Annotated in this window: 15 protein-coding genes; 1 reads left to right on the plus strand and 14 read right to left on the minus strand. The window is 63.2% G+C overall.

The window, feature by feature from the left end:
* Positions 1–29 precede the first annotated feature (29 nt).
* From U5A65_RS12625 to U5A65_RS12685, 13 genes are all read right to left on the minus strand, one after another.
* On the minus strand, positions 30–1,019 hold the full coding sequence (locus U5A65_RS12625; RefSeq protein WP_321946459.1) for a GlxA family transcriptional regulator: 990 nt from the start codon (positions 1,017–1,019) through the stop codon (positions 30–32).
* 45 nt (positions 1,020–1,064) lie between these two features.
* Positions 1,065–1,961, minus strand: coding sequence for a choline ABC transporter permease subunit (gene choW / locus U5A65_RS12630; protein ID WP_321915390.1), 897 nt, complete (start codon positions 1,959–1,961; stop codon positions 1,065–1,067).
* Entirely contained in the window at positions 1,954–3,123 is a 1,170-nt protein-coding gene (locus U5A65_RS12635; protein ID WP_415764740.1) for a quaternary amine ABC transporter ATP-binding protein, read from the minus strand. Before U5A65_RS12635 ends, choW begins: the two co-directional genes overlap by 8 nt.
* Positions 3,124–3,351: 228 nt before the next feature.
* Positions 3,352–4,212: a glycine betaine ABC transporter substrate-binding protein gene (locus U5A65_RS12640; protein ID WP_321915391.1), complete on the minus strand. Its 861-nt coding sequence runs from the start codon at positions 4,210–4,212 to the stop codon at positions 3,352–3,354.
* A 111-nt stretch (positions 4,213–4,323) separates the two neighbouring features.
* Positions 4,324–5,475 carry a hybrid-cluster NAD(P)-dependent oxidoreductase gene (locus U5A65_RS12645; protein WP_321946460.1) on the minus strand — a complete coding sequence of 384 codons (1,152 nt, stop codon included), beginning with the start codon at positions 5,473–5,475 and terminating at the stop codon, positions 4,324–4,326.
* A 36-nt stretch (positions 5,476–5,511) separates the two neighbouring features.
* Positions 5,512–6,753, minus strand: coding sequence for an aromatic ring-hydroxylating dioxygenase subunit alpha (locus U5A65_RS12650; RefSeq protein WP_321915393.1), 1,242 nt, complete (start codon positions 6,751–6,753; stop codon positions 5,512–5,514).
* 49 nt (positions 6,754–6,802) lie between these two features.
* Positions 6,803–7,615 (minus strand): electron transfer flavoprotein subunit beta/FixA family protein, encoded by an 813-nt coding sequence (locus U5A65_RS12655; protein WP_321946461.1) that lies wholly within the window; start codon positions 7,613–7,615, stop codon positions 6,803–6,805.
* Entirely contained in the window at positions 7,612–8,781 is a 1,170-nt protein-coding gene (locus U5A65_RS12660; protein ID WP_321946462.1) for an electron transfer flavoprotein subunit alpha/FixB family protein, read from the minus strand. The genes U5A65_RS12655 and U5A65_RS12660 overlap by 4 nt, the downstream gene beginning before the upstream one ends.
* A gap of 4 nt (positions 8,782–8,785) precedes the next feature.
* The gene (locus U5A65_RS12665) at positions 8,786–10,714 is read right to left on the minus strand and encodes a (Fe-S)-binding protein (protein WP_321915396.1); all 1,929 of its coding nucleotides are present in this window, start codon (positions 10,712–10,714) and stop codon (positions 8,786–8,788) included.
* Between the two features lie 3 nt (positions 10,715–10,717).
* Positions 10,718–12,781: an NADH:flavin oxidoreductase gene (locus U5A65_RS12670; protein ID WP_321937212.1), complete on the minus strand. Its 2,064-nt coding sequence runs from the start codon at positions 12,779–12,781 to the stop codon at positions 10,718–10,720.
* A 61-nt stretch (positions 12,782–12,842) separates the two neighbouring features.
* Positions 12,843–13,376: a DUF5943 domain-containing protein gene (locus U5A65_RS12675; RefSeq protein ID WP_321946463.1), complete on the minus strand. Its 534-nt coding sequence runs from the start codon at positions 13,374–13,376 to the stop codon at positions 12,843–12,845.
* 93 nt (positions 13,377–13,469) lie between these two features.
* Entirely contained in the window at positions 13,470–14,441 is a 972-nt protein-coding gene (locus U5A65_RS12680; protein WP_321946464.1) for a dipeptidase, read from the minus strand.
* A gap of 50 nt (positions 14,442–14,491) precedes the next feature.
* Entirely contained in the window at positions 14,492–15,775 is a 1,284-nt protein-coding gene (locus U5A65_RS12685; protein ID WP_321946465.1) for a serine hydroxymethyltransferase, read from the minus strand.
* A gap of 445 nt (positions 15,776–16,220) precedes the next feature.
* Between U5A65_RS12685 and U5A65_RS12690 the strand changes: the two genes are divergently transcribed.
* Positions 16,221–17,246 carry a GlxA family transcriptional regulator gene (locus tag U5A65_RS12690; protein WP_415764745.1) on the plus strand — a complete coding sequence of 342 codons (1,026 nt, stop codon included), beginning with the start codon at positions 16,221–16,223 and terminating at the stop codon, positions 17,244–17,246.
* Between the two features lie 571 nt (positions 17,247–17,817).
* Here the strand turns inward: U5A65_RS12690 and fdhA are convergent.
* The gene (gene fdhA / locus U5A65_RS12695) at positions 17,818–19,014 is read right to left on the minus strand and encodes a formaldehyde dehydrogenase, glutathione-independent (RefSeq protein ID WP_321946466.1); all 1,197 of its coding nucleotides are present in this window, start codon (positions 19,012–19,014) and stop codon (positions 17,818–17,820) included.
* Positions 19,015–19,120 lie beyond the last annotated feature (106 nt).

A 19,120-nucleotide genomic window follows, 5' to 3' on the forward strand; every position in this document is an offset into this window, starting at 1 on the left:
TTCCAACCGTCAGCAGCCGCAAGCCCCCCCTACTCCCCACGCCGCTCATGACTCGGCGCATGCCCAAACTGCACCCGATACGCCTTACTAAAATGGCAAGGCGAATTGAACCCACAAATCGCGGTCACACGCGAAATCGACGTATCGGTGGTGCGCAACAACTCACGCGCACGTTTCAACCGCAACGTGAGGTAGTAATGCGTCGGCGATACGTTCAAATACGCCTTGAACATCCGCTGCAAATGCCGCTGCGAGAGCCGCACGAGCCGCGCCAGCTCCTCCAGCGAAAGCGGCTCCTTGATATTCGCTTCCATCAGCCGCACGACCTCCACAAGTTCGGCCCGCGAAAAGCCCACGCGCGCGTCCACGGGTATGGGCTGCAGATCAGTGGAGCTGCGAATGCGTTCGAGGATGAACTGTTCGGACACCTTGGCAGCAAGGCTTTGCCCAAGGCGCGCGCCAACGAGTTCAAGCATCAGGTCGAGCGGCGCGGTGCCGCCCGTGCAGGTAAGGCGGTCGCGATCGACAACAAACAGCTCGTCGGCAAAGCATACGCGCGGAAACTCCTGGTGCAGCACCGTAAGATCTTCCCAATGCACGGCGCAGCGATAACCGTCCAGCAGCCCGCTCGCCATCAGCGCGTATGCACCGGTGCAGATGCCGCCAAGCGGCACGCCCTGCTGCGCCACCATGGCGAGCGTGGCGCGCACGCTGTCGCTCATGATCTCGCGAATGCGTATGCCGCCGCACACGATCAGCACGTCGGGCAGGCACGCCGGGTCGAGCGCCTGCGCGGGGCGCACCGTGATGCCGTTGCTGGCGCGGGCCGGTGCGCCGTCGAGCGAGTAGATCGACCAGCGGTAATGGTCCGCGCGCCCCACGTAGTTCGCCATGCGCAGAACCTCGACCGCGCTCGAAAACGCGATCATCGAAAAGTTCTGCAACGTCAGGAAACCGAAATGCCTGATGGACGATGCCGTGCGCGTTTCGGGCTCGGGCACGGCGATGTCGGTCGTCACATTGCGCTCCTCGGGAACGGCGGTTGATCGTATTAGTTCAAACCATTACGCCTCGACGACTGCGGGCCGCACGCGCATTAGATGCTTGAGCCCGGAGAACAACGGTGCTTTCACGGCGCCCGGTGCGCGGCCAAAGCTTTCGGTAATGCGGTCGAGAATAATCGCGAGCAGCACGACTGAAAGTCCGCTTTCGAAACCGAGGCCAATATCCAGCCGCTGAATACTCGCGAGCACATCGTTGCCAAGACCTCCCGCCCCGACCATCGAAGCGATGATGACCATGGAAAGCGCCATCATGATGGTCTGGTTCACGCCCTGCATGATCGAAGGCAGCGCATTCGGAAACTGCACCTTGTACAGCAACTGCCACGGCGTGCAACCGAACGCCTGCCCGGCTTCCACGATCTCGCGGTTCACGTGCTTGATGCCGAGGCTCGTGAGGCGCACGGCGGGCGGCATCGCGAAGATCACGGTGGAGAGAATGCCTGGCACGCGGCCAAGGCCAAACAGCATCGCGGCAGGAATCAGATAGACGAAGGCCGGCATCGTCTGCATCAGGTCGAGGATGGGCCGCACGATGGTCTGCACGACCTTGCTCTTGGCCGTCCAGATGCCGAGCGGAATGCCGATCACGAGGCTGATCACCGTTGACGAAAGCGTGAGGCCGAGTGTCACGACGGTCTGATCCCAGAAGCCGGTCGCATAGATCAGCAATAGCGAACAGGTCGCGAAGATCGCGAAGCGCCAGCCCACGCGCCACAGGCCGATGGCGATGAAGAACGCCATCAGCGCCCACATGGGGATAGCCTGCAAGCCGTGCTCGACAAGTGCGGCGAAGCCCTCGATGGCCTTGCCGACGGCATCGAAGCTGTTGGCGTCGTGGTCGAGCAGATAGTGAACCGACTGATCGACCCACTGGCCGATGGGAATGATCTCAGACATGAGCACCTCGATTACGCGTAATGACCTTCAGAACGGCAGCCTGATCGATGGAGCCGCAGTAACGGCCCTCGTCGTCGACCACGGGCAGCGCCGTCGTGTTCGCACACACGCGCGTCACGACCTGCTCCAGCGGCGTGCCCAGCGTGATGCATTCGACTTTCTTGAGCGACGGCTGCGCGGCGCCAATCGCATCGCGCGTGACGAAACCGCTGATGCGCCGCTGCCCGTCCAGCACGAACGCGTATTCGGCGCTGCCGTTGAGCGACGAAGCCACGCTTTTCGCGTCGAGCGAGCGAATGAGCGGCACCGCTTCGCGCTGCATGAGATCGCCTGCCGTGAGATAGCGGCTCGTGTCCACGCCGTCGAAGAACGCGCGCACGTAGTCATCGGCAGGATTACTGATGATTTCCTGCGGCGTGCCGATCTGCACGATACGACCGCCTTCCATGATCGCGATGCGGCTGCCAATGCGCAGCGCCTCTTCAAGATCGTGCGAGACGAACATGATCGTGCGGCGCTGCTCCTTTTGCAGTTGCAGCAGCACGTTCTGCATTTCCTTGCGCTTGAGTGGATCGAGTGCGGAAAACGCTTCGTCCATGATCATCAGCGAGGGATTCACCGCAAGCGCGCGGGCGAGACCCACACGCTGCTGCATGCCGCCCGAAAGCTCGGCGGGCAGCTTCTGCGCAAATGCCGCGAGACCGACTTGCTCAAGCACGCTCAGCGCGCGCCGCTCGCGTTCCTTGCGGCCCACGCCCGCCACTTCGAGGCCGAACGCGGCGTTCGCCAGCACGCTGCGCTGCGGCATGAGCGCGAACGACTGAAACACCATGCTCATGTCGGTGCGGCGCAGCGAGACCAGCTCCGAGCGCCGCACGGCGGCGATATCGCGCCCGTCGATGATGACCTTGCCGGCAGTGGGCTCCACGAGCCGGTTGATGAGCCGGATCAGCGTGGACTTGCCCGAGCCGGAAAGCCCCATCAGCACGAAAATCTCGCCTTCATGCACCTCGAACGAGGCATTGTTCACACCGAGCACGTAGCCGGTCTTGGCGAACAGTTCGTCTTTCGTTGCGCCCTTGGCGAGCAGCTCACGTGCAAGCTTCGGGTTGGGCCCGAACACCTTGCATAATCCATCGACCACGATCTTGGGGGATTTCATCGACTCCATCTCCTCGAACGGCAGGCGCCGGCCCGCACGGTATGTCTACATGGTTGCCAGAAAAAGCCCGGCCGGGATGGCGAATTGCGACAGACGCTTACGCAAAAGCGACACGGCGCCGCTTCAGGAAAATCACGTGCTGCGCGTGCACAACCGCGGCGCGCACCCCGTAACGGACACGGGTCTGGCGGGGCCACAGCGGGCCCCCTGCCGTTTTTCTGCTGATGATTACTGCGTGGCTGCCCAGGCATTCACGCGGTCGCCGTGCGCGGCGATCCACGTGTCGGCGGCGGCGTCGGGCTTCTCGCCGTTCTGGATCGCGAGCATCACGCTGTCGATCTCGCCCGGCTTCCACTGGAAGTTCTTCAGGAACGCCACCACCTGCGGCGCCTTCTTCTCAAGCTCCGGGTTGGCCACGTTGTCCACGTGCTCGGCTGCGCCGTACACGTTCTTCGGATCGTCGAGGAAGCGCAGCTTGTACTTGGCGAACATCCAGTGCGGGGTCCAGCCCGTGACGATCACGGGCTTTTTCGAGCCCACATCGCGCGCCAGCTCGGCCGTCATCGCGCTGCCCGAACTCGGCATCACGCTGTAGCTGAGGTCGTATTGCTTGACGGCCTCGTCGGTTTTGCGCATCACGCCCGCGCCCGCGTCGATGCCGACGATGCGCCCGCCGAACGCCGACTTGTCCGCGTTCAGATCGGCGATGCTCTTCGCGCTCACGTAGTCAGGCACCACGAGGCCGATCTTCGCGCCTGGGAAGTTCGTGCCGAGGTCGACCACCTTGTCCTTGAACTGCGCCCAGTACGCGCCCTGGGTGACCGGCAGCCAGGCGGAAAGCGTCGCGTCGAGGTCGCCGCGCGCCACGCCCTGCCACATGATGCCCGCGGCCACGGGCACGAGTTGCACCGGGTAGCCATAGCGCTTCTCGATGATGCGCGCGGCCACGTTCGACGTCGCCACGCTGTCGTCCCAGCCTTCGACATAACCGATCTTCAAGGTCGGCTTGCCGTCGGCAAATGCCGGGGCGCTCAAGCTCACCATCGCCGATAACACACCGGTCCAAAAGAGTTTTCCAGCCAGCTTCATGGTCGATCTCCTGTGATATGGGCACGCGCCCCGTCCTATGCAGATTCGCCCGCCACAATCTGCCGCTAACGTCGATTTACGACGTGTTCTTGTCGTTGCGCGACGCGCGCGCTATTTGTCGACGACAAGGTCGGACAGCGGCTTCGAGCAGCACAGCAGCGCCATGCCTTGATCGATCTCGCGCTGGCGTATGCCGCCGCTATGCTTCATCTCCACCTGCCCGGAAACGAGCTTGACCTTGCAGGTTCCACACATGCCCTGGCTGCACGAAGAGGCCAACCGCACGCCCGCTTGACGCGCGGCATCGAGCACGGTCTGTTGTGCACTGCATTGAATCTCGCGGCGGCTCTTCGCAAACGTAATCGTGAAACTCGCGGTTTCGACGGACGATTCTGATTGCGCCGGAGGCTGCTCCACCGGCGCATCTTCTGGCGCCGTAAGCGTTTCAAATGAAAAACTCTCTTCGTGGTAGCGTTCGCGCGCGAAACCGGCTTCGTCGAGCAGATCGCGCACGGCTTTCATGTAGGGTGCGGGCCCGCAGGTAAAGATTTCGCGCTCCATGAAGTCCGGCGCGATGAGCTTCAACAGCGGCAGCGAAAGAAAGCCGGTCACGCCCGGCCAATCGGTGCGTGCGCCCACCCTCTCGCAGACGAACGACGTGCGGAAATTGGCGCGGCTCGCAGCGATCAGTTCCAGCTCGCGCGCGAAGATGATGTCGTCGGGCGTGCGCGCGCTATGCACGAAAACGATGTCGCGGTCCTCGGCGAGATCGTGATGTGCGCGGCTCATCGACATGAGCGGCGTGACGCCCGACCCGGCGGATAGAAACAGATACTTCGGCGCAGGGTGACGCGCGCACGTGAATTCGCCGGCCGGCCCGAGCACGCGCAGCGAAACGCCGGGGCGCAGATTGTCGTGCAGCCAGTTCGACACCTTGCCGCCGGGCACCCGCTTGACCGTGATGGAAATCGTATGAGGCCGCGCGGGCGACGACGAAATCGTATAGCACCGGTTGATGGCCTCCCCGTCGATCTCGAGTTCGAGTGTGAGGAATTGCCCCGGCTCGAACGAGAACGTGCGGCCCTGCGGCGAGCGCAGGAAAAAACTCTTCACGTCGTGCGTTTCCTGCCATACGTGGCAGCACTCGAGGGTTTCTTCGACCTCGCTCGTCCACCGTTCGGGCAACGCGCCCCAGAACGCCGGGCGCGTCACCCGGCTGTCGCTGAGATCGAGTGGATTGAATTGGGCCGCGTCTCGCATCATGTCAAACTCCGCTCTCTTTACTTTTACGCGCGTGCGTTATGCGCCGATCTGCCTGGCGAGGCGGCCGATATACCAGGCCGAGAACTTTTCGACGAGCCCTTCCGTGTACGGCGAATACGGGCCCGGCTCATACGCACTGCTCGCCGCGCCGCGCTGCGAATACTCCACGAGCGTGCGGTCCTGGTTGTTGGTCGCGTTCCACACGGCGGTGAGATTGTCCACGTCGTAGTCGATGCCTTCGCGCGCGTCCTTGTGAACGAGCCAGCGCGTGCGCACGAGCGTCTCGCCCGCGGAAAGCGGAATGACCGAAAACGACACGATGTGATCGCTCATGAAGTGATGCCACGAATTCGGCTGCGTCCAGAACGAGAGACCGCCTAGATCCGCTGTGCGGAATTCGCCAAGCAGCTTCTTCGAGGCGACCTTCGCGTCGAGCGTTTGCGACTCGCCGCAGCGGTCGAGCGGCAGGCGTTGCGTGCGAAAACCGGTGACGTCCAGCAGTTTTTCGATTTCGACCGATGGCAGGTCCATTGCTTCCCACTGCTTCGCGCGCTCGTTGCAGGTGCGCTCGAACGCATCCATGCCTTCCGCATTGGCTTCCGTCCGTGCGTAGCCAAAGCCGTATTCGTAGAGCGAAATGGTCAGCTCGGGATGGTTCGCCACGCAGTGATAGCACTCGCGGTTGTTTTCCATCACGAGCTTCCAGTTGCCCTTCTCGATGATGTCGACCTGCGCGGCGACCTTGCAGCCCGCCAGATCGTGCGGCAGCAAATACGGCTCCATTTCGGCGCGCATGTCCGCGAAGTCGGTGGGCGGTTCTTCGGCGAGGCACACGAAGATCAGGCCCGCGAGATTTTCCACGTGCACGGTCTTGAGGCTGTGCTTGCAGCGGTCGAACTGCTCGCCCATGTGCTCGGCGAACATCAGCGCGCCGGTGAGGTTGTAGGTCCAGCTGTGGTACGGGCAGACGATATTGCCCACCGAGCCCTTTTCTTCATTGCACAGGCGCGCACCGCGATGGCGGCAGACGTTGTGGAACGCGCGCACCTGCATGTCGTCGTCGCGCACGATCAGGATCGAGTCGCCCGCCAGTTCGATGGTCACGTAATCGCCCGGTTCGGGAATTTCCGCTTCGGTTGCGACCTCGATCCAGTGCTGCCGGAAAATCGTCTCCATATCGAGCGCGAAAATCTCCTCGCTCAGGTAGAAAGGCGCTTCCAGGCTGTAACCCGCCTGACGCCGCTCGATCAGTGCGCGAATCTCTGCCGTTACTTTCATGTGTGCTCCGGATTTTTCATCCCAGTTCGTTGCCGACACGCCAGCAAAATCAGTAGTCGATGAGTTGATGCTCGCGCAAATAAGCGAGGATCACTTGTGCTTTTTCGACCGAACTCCCCTCAATTACGACGTTGCCGCCCCGGCTCTCGGTCGTGGTCGCCGAAAGCATGCGCGCGTGGCCCGAGCGTTTCTCCGCCGCGGCGAGACGCACCGGCTTGCGCTCGATGGGGCCAACCGTCCATGCGGCGGATTCGGTGGATTCGGCCACGCTCGCGCGCGTGACGGGCTCGGGCCGCACCGCGCCCGCACGCAAGTGCGCGTAGGCATAGCGCGGCTGGGCGTTGGCGAGCGGATGCACGGCGATCACGGCGGGCAGCGCCGTTTGCACGCGCCGGCGCAGCCCTTTGGGCAGGAACTGACGCACGACGGCGGTGCGCGCGGCCACATTGACGTCGATGTCCACGGCGCTCCCCACCATCGGCACGCCTAGCGCGGCCGCCACGCGGTACGGCAGCATGCCGCTGTCGTGCGCCCCTTCGGCGCGCGTGCCGGTCAAGACGAGGTCGTAACCGCGCACGCGTTCGGCGATAAGGCGCGCCGCGTCGTCAGACGGCGTGCAGGCCAGCACCTCCACTTCCTGCGCGCCTAGCGCAAGGTATTCGGCGAGCGCCGGATCGGCGGCGTCGCCTGCATGCAGCACGGACAGACGCGCGCGATGCCGCTCGGCGAGCGTGCGCGCAAGGTCGAGCGCGAGCGCGTCGTTGCGGCTATAGCGCGGTGCACCGCTTACCGGGTGGCGCCCCACTGAAACGAGCACCGCGATGCGCTCGATTCTGCGTTGAGGATCATGGCGTGCGTTCATGCGGCAACTCCTGCGCAATGCGTGTCGTCATGTATGGCGCTTGCCCCGCCCCGCGTGGCGCGTGCGGCCTGCACCTGCTCGATCAGCGCGGCGATGGTGCCTTGCGCGTCGCCGACCACGGTCAGATTGGCGCGCTTCGCGATTGGCGCGCTGCCGTCGAGATTCACGGCGATCACATGGCGGCAGTCCTTGATGCCCTGCAAGTGCTGCACGGCCCCGGAAATGCCGAACGCGATATACACGCTCGCCTCGACCGTCTTGCCCGTTGCGCCCACCTGCTTGTCGCGCGTGAAGTGACCGTTGTCCACGGCCACGCGGCTCGCGCCAATGGCGGCGCCGAATGCGCCCGCGAGCCGGCCAAACGCCGCGATGTCGGTCACGCCGTTGCCCGCCGAGACGATGAAATCGGCTTCTTCGAGCGCGACCTGGGCGGCGTCGATGGATTCAAGGCCGAGATCCTTATACGGCGACGCGAGGTCGTTGGCAGGCCGGATGAAATCGCCCGCAAGGCGCTCACCCGCACCAACGAACGGCAGCTTCGAATCGACGGCGTTCGGCGCGAGCAGGATCACATCGGGCAGCGCGCGCGCGGCCCACGCGCGCTTTGCCTGCTCGTACACGCCGACATGCTTCGCGTCGATCTCGACTACGTGCGCCGCCGCGCTCGCCCCGGCGCTGGCCGCGTAGCGCCGCCCGAGATCGCCGTCGCCATAGGCGTTGTCGGGCACGAATACATGCTTCGGGGCGAGCGCCGCCGCGCAGGCCTGCAGCGCGCGCAACTCGCTTTCCGGCGCGAACGTGCGGCGCTCGAATCCGGGCAGTTCGATCAGCTTGTCCACGCCGAGCGCCCCGGCGTCGTCTTTCAGTTCGCCGAACACGAGCAGCGCCACTTCGGTTTGCGCGTCGGCGAGCAGCGCGGCGGCGGCAATGGCCTGGCACGCGTGGTCGTCGAGCGCGCCGCGTTCGGCATGCGCGACTACGAGCAAAAACTGGTTCGGGTTGCTAATCACACGACGAGGCTTCGTCGCACCGGTGTGACCGTGTTGCGTGAGCCATTGCGCCGCGCTTGCATCCGCGCTGCCGGTCTCGCCCAGCGTAATGCGCTTGAGGCCAGCCGCCGTGACGACGAAGGGGCGGCGCGGATCGATTCGTTTGAGGGTATTCATCGACTCACTCCAGCGAGGCGGCCACGAGTTCGGCCACGTCGAGCACGTCCGGGCGCGGGCCCACCACGCCTTCGAGCATGGCCGTGCATTGCGGGCAGGCCACGGCGACGACGTCGGCGTTCACTGCGCGCGCGTCGGCAATGCGGATATCGGGAATGCGCTGCTTGCCGGGGATATCGGTGAGCGGCGCGCCGCCACCGCCGCCGCAGCAACGTGCGCGCATGCCGCTGCGCTCCATCTCCACGACCTTGATGCCGATGGTCTTGAGCAGCTTGCGCGGCGCTTCGGTTTCGCCGTTGTAGCGGCCCAGATAGCAAGGATCGTGATACGTCGTGCGCTTTTCAGCGAGCGCCTGCACGGCCTTGGGCGCGATGCGTCCGGTCGCGGCAAGCTCCGCGAGGTAGGTCGTGTGATGCAGCACCTCGTAACGCCCGCCCAGCGCGCGGTACTCGTTGCGCAGGCTGTGCATGACATGCGGATCGGCGGTCACGATGCGCGCGAAGTTCAGCGTAGCGAGCGTCGTCATCATCTGCCTGGCCATGCGCTGGAACGTCGCTTCGTCGCCCAGGCGGCGCGCCACGTCGCCTGTGTCGGTTTCGCACCCGCCGAGCACCGCGTAGTTCACGCCCGCCTTGTTGAGCACCTTCACGAGCGCGCGCAGCGTGCGCTGATAGCGCATGTCGAACGCGCCCTCGCCCGCCACCACGAGAATGTCCACACGCTTGCCCGGTTGCGCCACGGGTGCATTGAGGTCCACCGCCCAGTCGTAGCGCGCCGCCTTGTCGTAGCCGCCGGCCGTGCCCGTTTCGCGCAGATTGGCGAGCACTTCGGGGCCCTTGCCCGGCACTTCGCCAAGCACGAGCGTCTGGTTGCGGCGCATGTCGACGATCGCATCGACGTGCTCGATCAGCATGGGGCACTCCTGCACGCAGGCGCGGCAGGTGGTGCACGACCAAAGCGTTTGCGCTTCGATCAGGCCGGAAACGATCGGGCCGTTCGGCGCACCGCTATGCTGGCCAACCTGGATGCCGGGCGTGGGGCTGCCCGCATAGGCCGCGTCGGTGCCGCCCGCCATGCCGACCACGAGGTCCTGAATCAGCTTCTTGGGATTGAGCGGCTGGCCCGAAGCGAATGCGGGGCACGCGGCCTCGCATTTGCCGCACTGCACGCAGGCATCGAAGCTCAACAGCTGGTTCCAGCGAAACTCAACGGGCTTCGCCACGCCGTATTCCTGCTTCTCTTCGATGTCGGGGAGCTTCAGCGCCGTGGGCGGCGTGGCCGTGCCGTTGCCGGTCCAACCCTCGCGCGTTGCCGAAAAGCGCTCCTGGCGCGGATGGAACGCCAGATGCAACAGGCCGGCAATCGCGTGCTTCATCGGGCCGCCCTTCGCTGCGCCAAACGTCATCGCGAACGCGCCAACGCCGATCAGCACGGCGCAAAGCACCGCGAAGCCGCCCGACATGGCGCCCGCAGGCACCAACGTAAAGAGCGCCACGCCCAGCGCGAACGAACCGAGCAGCCACGGCAGCGTATTCCACGGCCCACGCGATAGACGCGCTGGGACATCTTTCGCGTGACGGCGACGCCAGACGAACACCGCACCGATCAGCATGGCGAGCGCCGCGAGAAAGATGAGCTTGTCGAGCCACGGCGAATAGATCGCGAGCCCGTAGTTGACGAACACGAGCGCAAGCGCCGCGATCGCACCACCGGCCGTCGCGACGTGCGTCTTCGCAATATACGGGTCACGCGCCACCACGTGGTGCAAATCGACGAAATAACGTTTCGGTATGCTGAACAGCTTCGCGAAGCCCACAGAACTGGGCGCGGCGGCGCGCCCCACCCGCCAGAAGGCGGCGCGCTTCGCGACCGCGAACGCGAGCCCCGCCATCGACATCCACAACAGCGCGGTAATGAGCCAGGTCGGATTCATGGTTCAGAAGTCCTTGGCAAGCCGCAGCGCGTCGTAAATCGCGCCGTGGATGTTGTGCAAGGAAATGCAGTCGCCCACGCGGAAGAGCAGGAAACGGCCATTACCGAGGTCCTCGGAAAGACATGGCTGCGCCTCGGCCGCGAAGAGCTTGTGCACGTCCACCTGACCGCGATTGACCGATTCGGGCTTGAGCTTCCAGTACAACTCGTCGTTCGGCGTGCTGCCGTTTTCGATCACTACCTGATCGACGGCGCGCTCTTCCTGCTCCTCCGTGTACTCGTTGCGCAGCACGGCGATCTTCTTGCCGTCTTCTTCGTACACGCGGTCGAGCCAGTAATTCGGCGTGTGAATCACGCCCTGTGCGTAGAGGCGGCGATAGAAGATCGGGAACGTGGTGCCGCCCACGTCGTCGGCGACCTTGACGTCGGGCGTGACGATTTCGACCTTCGAGCCACGGCTCGAAATGAAGTCGGCCACGCCCGCGCCCGCATGCGTGCTCACGCCGTCGTACACGAGCACGTTCTGCTTCGGCTCGACCTTGCCGCTCAGGATGTCCCACGCGCTCACGGCCAGCCCCTCTTCCACGCCCCAGGCCGGAACCTGCTGCGTGAAGCTCGACCCACCGGTTGCGAGCACGATGATGTCGGGCTTTTCCGCGAGAATCGTTTTCTCGTCGGCCGCGACGCCAAGGCGGCGATCCACGCCCAGGCGCTTCGTCTCCATGTCGAACCAGCGCACGATGCCCGCCATCTGCTCGCGCTGCGGCGCTTTCGCTGCGAGCAGGATCTGGCCGCCCACGGCGTCGTTCTTTTCGAACAGCACCACGTCATGGCCGCGCAGTCGCGCCACGCGCGCCGCTTCCAGCCCCGCCGGGCCCGCGCCGACCACCACGACCTTACGCTTCGGGCCACGCGACTTTTCGATGACATGGGGCATGGTCGCTTCGCGCGACGTTGCGGCGTTCTGCACGCACAGCACGTCGAGCCCGTTGTACTGGCGGTCGATGCAATAGTTCGCGCCCACGCACTGCTTGATTTCGTCTTCGCGGCCGTCGCGAATCTTGATGACCATGTGCGGGTCGGCGATCTGCGCGCGCGTCATGCCGACGAGATCGACCATGCCGCTCGCGAGCAAACGCTCGGCCTGGCCCGCGTCGCGAATGCTCTGCGCGTGCATCACGGGCAGCTTGACCACCGACTTGATGCCAGCCGCGAGATGCACGAACGGCTCGGGCGGCAGCGCCATGGGCGGCATGCAGTTCGCGAGCGTGTTATGCGTGTCGGCACCGGAGCCGATAACGCCGAGATAGTCGATGAGGCCCGTTTCCGACATCGCCTGCGCGATGTCCTTCAACTGCTCGTGATCAAGGCCGTCTTCATGGAATTCGTCGCCACACATACGCAGGCCGACGCAAAAGTCCTTGCCCACCGCCTCACGCACGGCCTTGAGCACTTCCACGCCAAAGCGCAGACGGTTTTCGAGCGAGCCGCCCCATTCGTCGGTGCGAAAGTTCGTGCGCGGGCTCCAGAATTGATCGATCAGATGCTGGTGCGCGGCAGAGATTTCGATGCCGTCCATGCCCGCGTCTTTCACGCGCTTCGCTGCCGCCGCGAAGTCGCCGATGATGCGGCGGATTTCCTCCACCTCGATGATCTTCGCGTTGCCGCGGTGCACCGGTTCGCGCACACCCGAAGGCGACATCAGATGCGGCCAGTGTTCGCCGTGAAAGGCGGAACGGCGGCCCATATGCGTGGCCTGGATCATGATCTTCGCGCCGTGGCGGTGCATGGCTTCGGCCAGACGCGCGAGCGGATCGATGATCTTGTCCGTGGCGAGGTTCACCGATTTCCACCAGCCCTGGGGACTGTCGATCGACACCGGGCTCGAGCCACCGCACACGGCGAGGCCCACGCCACCCTTGGCCTTCTCCTCGTAGTAGCGGATATAGCGCTCGCCCGGCAAGCCGCCCGGCTCCGCGTAGACCTCCGCATGGGCCGTGCTGACGATGCGGTTACGCAGCGTGAGCTGATTGAGCGTCAAGGGTTTGAACAAATTGGGGTAGCGCATCGCAGACGACCTCTGGTGTTCGTGTCTTTCGGTGAGTCCTGTATTACGGGGCGCCGGCCGTTCAGGCGGCGATCGGCGAGACTTCGAATACGCAGTGCGCGTGGCCTTCGGCGGCGCACTGCACTTCCTTCGAGTGCGCGCGCGGCGCGTTCTTGCCGCCTTCCGTGGTGTCGTTCACCCAGTCCATCGCGCCTGCGAACCAGCCCGCGAACATGTAGCAGAGCTTGCCTTCCTTGCCCGGCTGCGCGAGCACGAACGACGAATGGCGCAATTCGATCTTCGCGCGCGCCGTGGCCGGGTCCGCCTCGCGGATCGTGAAAAGGCCCCAGCCGCGCTGCGAAAGACGCTTCAGGTAATGCTCGAACACGGCCATGCCGGTGATGCCGTGCTTCTCGGCTTCCTTCGCGCACCAGTGGTACGCCGACTTGTAGCCGGCCTTGTAGAGAATCTCGGCGTACGCGTCGCGGCCCAGCGCCTCTTCCACGGCGGTGTGATTGTTGGTGAAGAAGTGGCGCGGCACATACAGCATCGGCAGCGCGTCCGTGGTCCAGACGCCGGTGGCGGGATCGACATCGATCGGCAGTTGCGGTTGCATTTCGTGGGGCTCCAGTGACTCAGTGAGCGAATTTATTTAGGGTTTCTAATTTGTTGCGATGGCCTTTCCGTATCAACCGGTCTGGCCTGGCGGTCAACCGCCCCAGACTTCGCCGAACACACGCATCCAGTTCTCGCCCATCACCTTCTTGATGCGCGTTTCGCTCCAGCCTGCTTTTTGCATGGCGGCGGTGAGATTGGGAAATTCACCGATCGTGCGGATGCCTTCCGGATTCACCACCTTGCCGAAATTCGTGAGGCGGCGATAACGGCCCTTGTCGTGCGTGATCCAGTCGAAGAACTCGGTGCTGTAGCCCTGCGTGAAGTCGGTGCCAATGCCTACGCGGTCTTCGCCGATCAGATCGACCACGTATTCGATCGCTTCGATGTAATCCTCGACGGTCGAATCCGGGCCTTTCTTGAGGAACGGCGCGAACATGGTCACGCCGACGAAACCGTTCGCATCGGCGATTTCCTTCAATTGCTCATCGGTCTTGTTGCGCGGATGCTCCTTGAGACCCGACGGACAGCAGTGCGAATACGTGACCGGCTTCTTCGAGCAGGCAATCGCGTCCGACGAAGTCTTTCCGCCCACGTGCGAAAGATCGACCAGGATGCCCACGCGGTTCATTTCCTGGATCACTTCGCGCCCGTAACCGGAGAGGCCGCCGTCCGGCTCATAGCAGCCGGTGCCCACGAGGTTCTGCGTGTTGTAGCAAAGCTGCACCACATTCACGCCGAGTTCCTTGAACACCTCGATATAGCCAAGGTTGTCCTCGAACGCATACGAGTTCTGGAAGCCGAAGATAATGCCGGTCTTGTTCTCTTTCTTCGCACGCACAATGTCGTCGGTCGTGCGCACGAGCGTGAGGATCTCGCTGTACTCGCGAATTTGCTGCTTCATTTGCGCGATGTTGTCGACGGTCTTCTGGAAGTCTTCCCATACAGAAACCGTGCAGTTGACGGCGGTAACGCCGCCCTTGCGCATGTCTTCGAACACCGAGCGCTCGAACTTCGAAATGTTCAGACCGTCGATGATGATGCTGTTGTCGTGCAGAGTGCTCATTAGCCGCTCCGGAACTCGCGAATAAAATTGAAAGGCGGTGGTGTGATGAATCAGGCTTGCGCGTAGATCGGGAAGCGTTCGCACAGCGCGAAGATCTCGCGGCGCACGCGCTGCTCGGTGGCCGCGTCGCCTTCGGGATGCGTGCGCAGTGAGTCGAACACTTCGAGAATCAGGCGGCCGATCTCGCGGAATTCGTTCACGCCAAAGCCGCGCGTGGTGCCTGCGGGCGTGCCGAGGCGAATGCCCGAGGTGACCGTGGGCTTTTCGGCATCGAACGGAATGCCGTTCTTGTTACAGGTGATGCCGGCGCGCTCCAGCGCCTGCTCGACCTGATTACCCTTGAGGCCCTTGGGCCGCAGGTCGACGAGCAGCAGGTGGTTGTCCGTGCCGCCCGTCACGAGGTCCACACCGCCTGCTTTCAGTACCTCGCCCAGCGCCTTCGCATTGGCGAGCACACTGTCGATATAGGTCTTGAAGCTCGCATCGAGCGCTTCGCCGAACGCCACGGCCTTGCCCGCGATCACATGCATGAGCGGGCCGCCTTGCAGGCCGGGGAATACGGCCGAGTTGATCTTTTTCGCGGTCTCCTCGTCGTTGGTCAGCACGAAGCCGCCGCGCGGGCCGCGCAGCGTCTTGTGAGTCGTCGACGTGACGACATGCGCATGCTCGACCGGATTCTGATGCCGCCCCGCCGCGATGATGCCCGCGATATGCGCCATGTCTACCATGAGTTTGGCGCCGACCGAGTCGGCGATCGCACGAAAACGTGCGAAGTCGAGCGCGCGCGGATAAGCGGAAAAGCCCGCGATGATGAGGTTCGGCTTGTGCTGCTGCGCGAGCGCTTCGACCTGGTCGTAGTCAATCAGCATGGTTTCGCGATTCACGCCGTACTGCACGGCGTTGAACCACTTGCCGGAAAGCGCCGGTTTGGCGCCGTGCGTGAGGTGGCCGCCCGCGTCGAGCGACATGCCGAGCACCGTGTCGCCCGGTTTGGCGAGCGCGAGCATGACCGAACCGTTGGCCTGCGCGCCCGAGTGCGGTTGCACGTTGGCGAAACCGGCATTGAATAGCTGCTTGATGCGGCTGATGGCAAGCGCTTCCACCTCGTCGGCGAATTCGCAACCGCCGTAGTAACGCTTGCCCGGATAGCCTTCCGCGTACTTGTTGGTCAGCACCGAGCCTTGCGCCTCGAGCACGGCGCGCGACACGATGTTTTCCGACGCGATCATTTCGACCTGCGACTGCTGCCGCTCGAGTTCTTTCAGGATGCTGCCGCGAACCGCCGAATCGCGCTGCGCCAGCGTTTGCGAAAAGAAAGGTTGAGTGTTCGACATAGAGCTTCCGTGACAATGAATGAAGGACGTCCTGCAATGCTGGAGGCCCCGTCACGGCTGGCTTTACGGCGGTTTAACCGGTTGGGGACCGACGGTTCTATTCTTGTCGTTCGAAATGGCGCTCAACGTCGAAATTCAGACGCGTTCTTTTCCTTTTCCGCCATCCGCGTCCATTTTTCACAAGTGACCGTGGCTGCACCCGCCCGCTCAAGGTGCACGGTGCCCCATGTTTCCCAATCCGAATTATTTATCGTGCATCGCAGTGCACCAATCCCGCACCCTCGTTCTTTTCCGCGTTTGGCATTTTTGTCCAGATGACTCAGGGTTTTGCCGCATGGCAAACTGGACCCGCCAAATTCGAAAATTGCGGTAGCGTAGCCGGCCCCCCGGGCCTGACCGGGCCCCCACTGGGCACAAGGCTACCGATCACAAGGAATCGTCCCCCATGCTGCCGGATCGCACAGCGTCGTTCGCGCACTTCGCGTTCATGCCGCTGCCCGACTTCACGATGATCGCGTTTACGAACGCTATCGAAGTCCTTCGTATGGCTAATTACCTGAGCGGCCAGCCGCTTTACAGGTGGTCGATCATCAGCCCGGAGGGCGGTCCGGTCACGTCGAGCAATGGGCTTTCCATCGACACCGGCCCTGCCGAATGTGTGGGGCAGCCCGATATCGTGTTCGTTTGCGGCGGCATCGACGTGCAGCGCGCCACCACGGCGGCGCATCTCGCTGCGTTGCGCCGCTTTGCGCGCATGGGGGTTGCGCTGGGCAGCCTTTGCACGGGGACCTATGCGCTCGCGAAGTCCGGGCTGCTGGCAGGGTATGCGTGTGCGATTCACTGGGAGAACATGTCGGCGCTGAAGGAAGAGTTTCCGTCCACGCGGTTTCTCAAGGAGCTCTTCGTTATTGATCGCGACCGCGTGACCTGCACGGGTGGCGTTGCGCCGCTCGATATGATGCTGCACCTCATCACGGCGCGTGTGGGGACTGCACGCGTGACGCAGATTGCCGAGCAGTTCGTTGTGGAGCATGTGCGCGATACCTCGGCTCAGCAGCGCATGCCGCTAGTTGCCCGGCTCGGTTCGGCGAACAAGTCGCTCTTCGAAGTCATCTCGCTTATGGAGAACAATATCGAGGAGCCGCTCTCGCGGGAGGAGCTTGCTCGTCTTGCGAATATGTCGCAGCGGCAATTGCAGAGGCTCTTTCATGAGCATCTTGGCATGACCCCGACGCATTACTATCTGACGCTGCGCTTGCGCCGTGCACGCGAACTGCTGCTGCAGACCGATATGTCGATTATGCAGATTACGATGGCCTGCGGGTTTCAGTCGGCCTGTCACTTCAGCAAGAGCTATCGGGATGCGTTTGGGAATGCGCCTACCGGCGAAAGGCGGAAGCGGATCGCGCCGCTTTCTGGCGTGGATACGCCTGCTGCGGCTCTTGTTGCGCCTGCCACTGTGCATGTTTGAAACTTGTTTTCGCGGCGGTTTGCCAGCGTTGCCCCTGTGCGGGGCGGCACCTACTTTCTTTGCAGCGGCAAAGAAAGTAGGCAAAGAAAGCCGCTCAAACCGCTAATGCCTGCCACAGTTCACATCGCGCCACGAAAGGTTAATGGCTCCGGAGCGTCTGTCACCCCGCGCCATTCCCGTTAGTGACAAAGCGCTCATCCGTTCCCGCTGCTCGCTACGCGCGCAGCGGCCGGGTCTGCAAGGGAAACCCAGGGGGCGTTGTCCTTCTTGGCGGAATGCAAGCGCACCAATGGTTTTAGGTTATGCCCTTCGGGGCGCGTAGCGCCGCCGGAAGGATGAGCGCCTTGTCACTGAGTTCGGTGGTGCGAGATGACAGACGCTCCGGAGCCATTCAAGTGGGGTGGTGCGATGTGAACTGTGGCTGGCGCTGGCGGTGTGAGCGGCTTTCTTTTGCCTACTTTTCTTTGCCGCTGCAAAGAAAAGTAGGTGCCGCCCCGCACAGGGGCAACGCTCGCATACCACCACGAACACAAGGAAACGCCAAAGCCCCAGGAACCGGCGACAAAAAAACCTACGCCGCCAACAACCCATGCGGATCAATCACAAACTTCCGCGGCGCACCACCATCAAACTTCTTATAGCCTTCAGGCGCCTCATCAAGCGAAATAACCGACACATTAACGATCTTGGCAATCGGCAACCGGTCAAACAAAATCGCCTGCATGAGATTGCGGTTGTATTTAAGCACGGGCGTTTGCCCAGTATGGAACGTATGCGACTTGGCCCAGCCAAGCCCAAAGCGGATGCTCAAACTCCCATGCTGTGCAGCCACATCACGCGCACCCGGATCGTCTGTCACGTAAAGCCCCGGAATCCCGATCATCCCCGCCGGCCGCGTAATTTCCATCAGCGAATTGAGCACCGTAGCCGGTGCCTCTTCCGCATGACCGGAAGCGCCATGCCCGTGCGCTTCAAAGCCCACACAATCCACCGCACAATCGATTTCCGGTTTGCCAAGAATCTGTTCGATCTGCTCGCCGAGCGTCGCGTCTTTTGAAAGATCGACCACTTCGAAGCCCATCGCCTTCGCATGGGCAAGACGCTCCGCATTGATGTCACCGACGATCGTGCAGGCCGCACCGAGCAGGCGCGCCGAAGCCGCCGCCGCCATCCCCACCGGCCCCGCACCCGCGATATAAACAGTCGAACCCGGTTTCACGCCCGCCGTCACCGCGCCGTGATAGCCCGTGGGCAAAATATCCGAGAGGCACGTGAGATCGCGAATCTTCGACATGGCCTGATCGCGGTCCGGGAACTTCAGCAAGTTGAAATCGGCATACGGCACGAGCACGTATTCGGCCTGGCCGCCGATCCAGCCGCCCATGTCGACATAGCCATAAGCGCCGCCCGCGCGCGAGGGATTCACGTTCAGGCACACGCCCGTGTGCTGCTCGCGGCACATCGCGCAACGCCCGCAGGCCACATTGAACGGCACAGAAACGAGGTCGCCGATCTTCAGCGTTTCGACGTCGTTGCCCACTTCCACCACTTCGCCCGTGATTTCGTGGCCCAGCACGAGGCCGACGGGCGCCGTCGTACGTCCGCGCACCATATGCTGGTCCGAGCCACAAATGTTCGTGCTGACCACCTTCAGAATGACGCCATGGCCGATCGAGCGTCCGCTCGGATCGACCATCTTCGGATACGCGATGTTCTGCACCTCGACCTTGCCCGGACCTTGATACACGACGCCTCGATTACCGCTCATCTCGCTGTCTCCTGTTTGATGCAGCTTCCAACGCTGCTCACTAGATAGCGCTGCCTCGCGCGGGCTTTCGCGTGAGGTAACGATGCTTCGAGGTTAGCCTGCCCGC

It is taken from the genome of Paraburkholderia sp. J10-1 (assembly GCF_905220165.1).
In the GTDB taxonomy this organism is placed as follows: Bacteria; Pseudomonadota; Gammaproteobacteria; order Burkholderiales; family Burkholderiaceae; genus Paraburkholderia.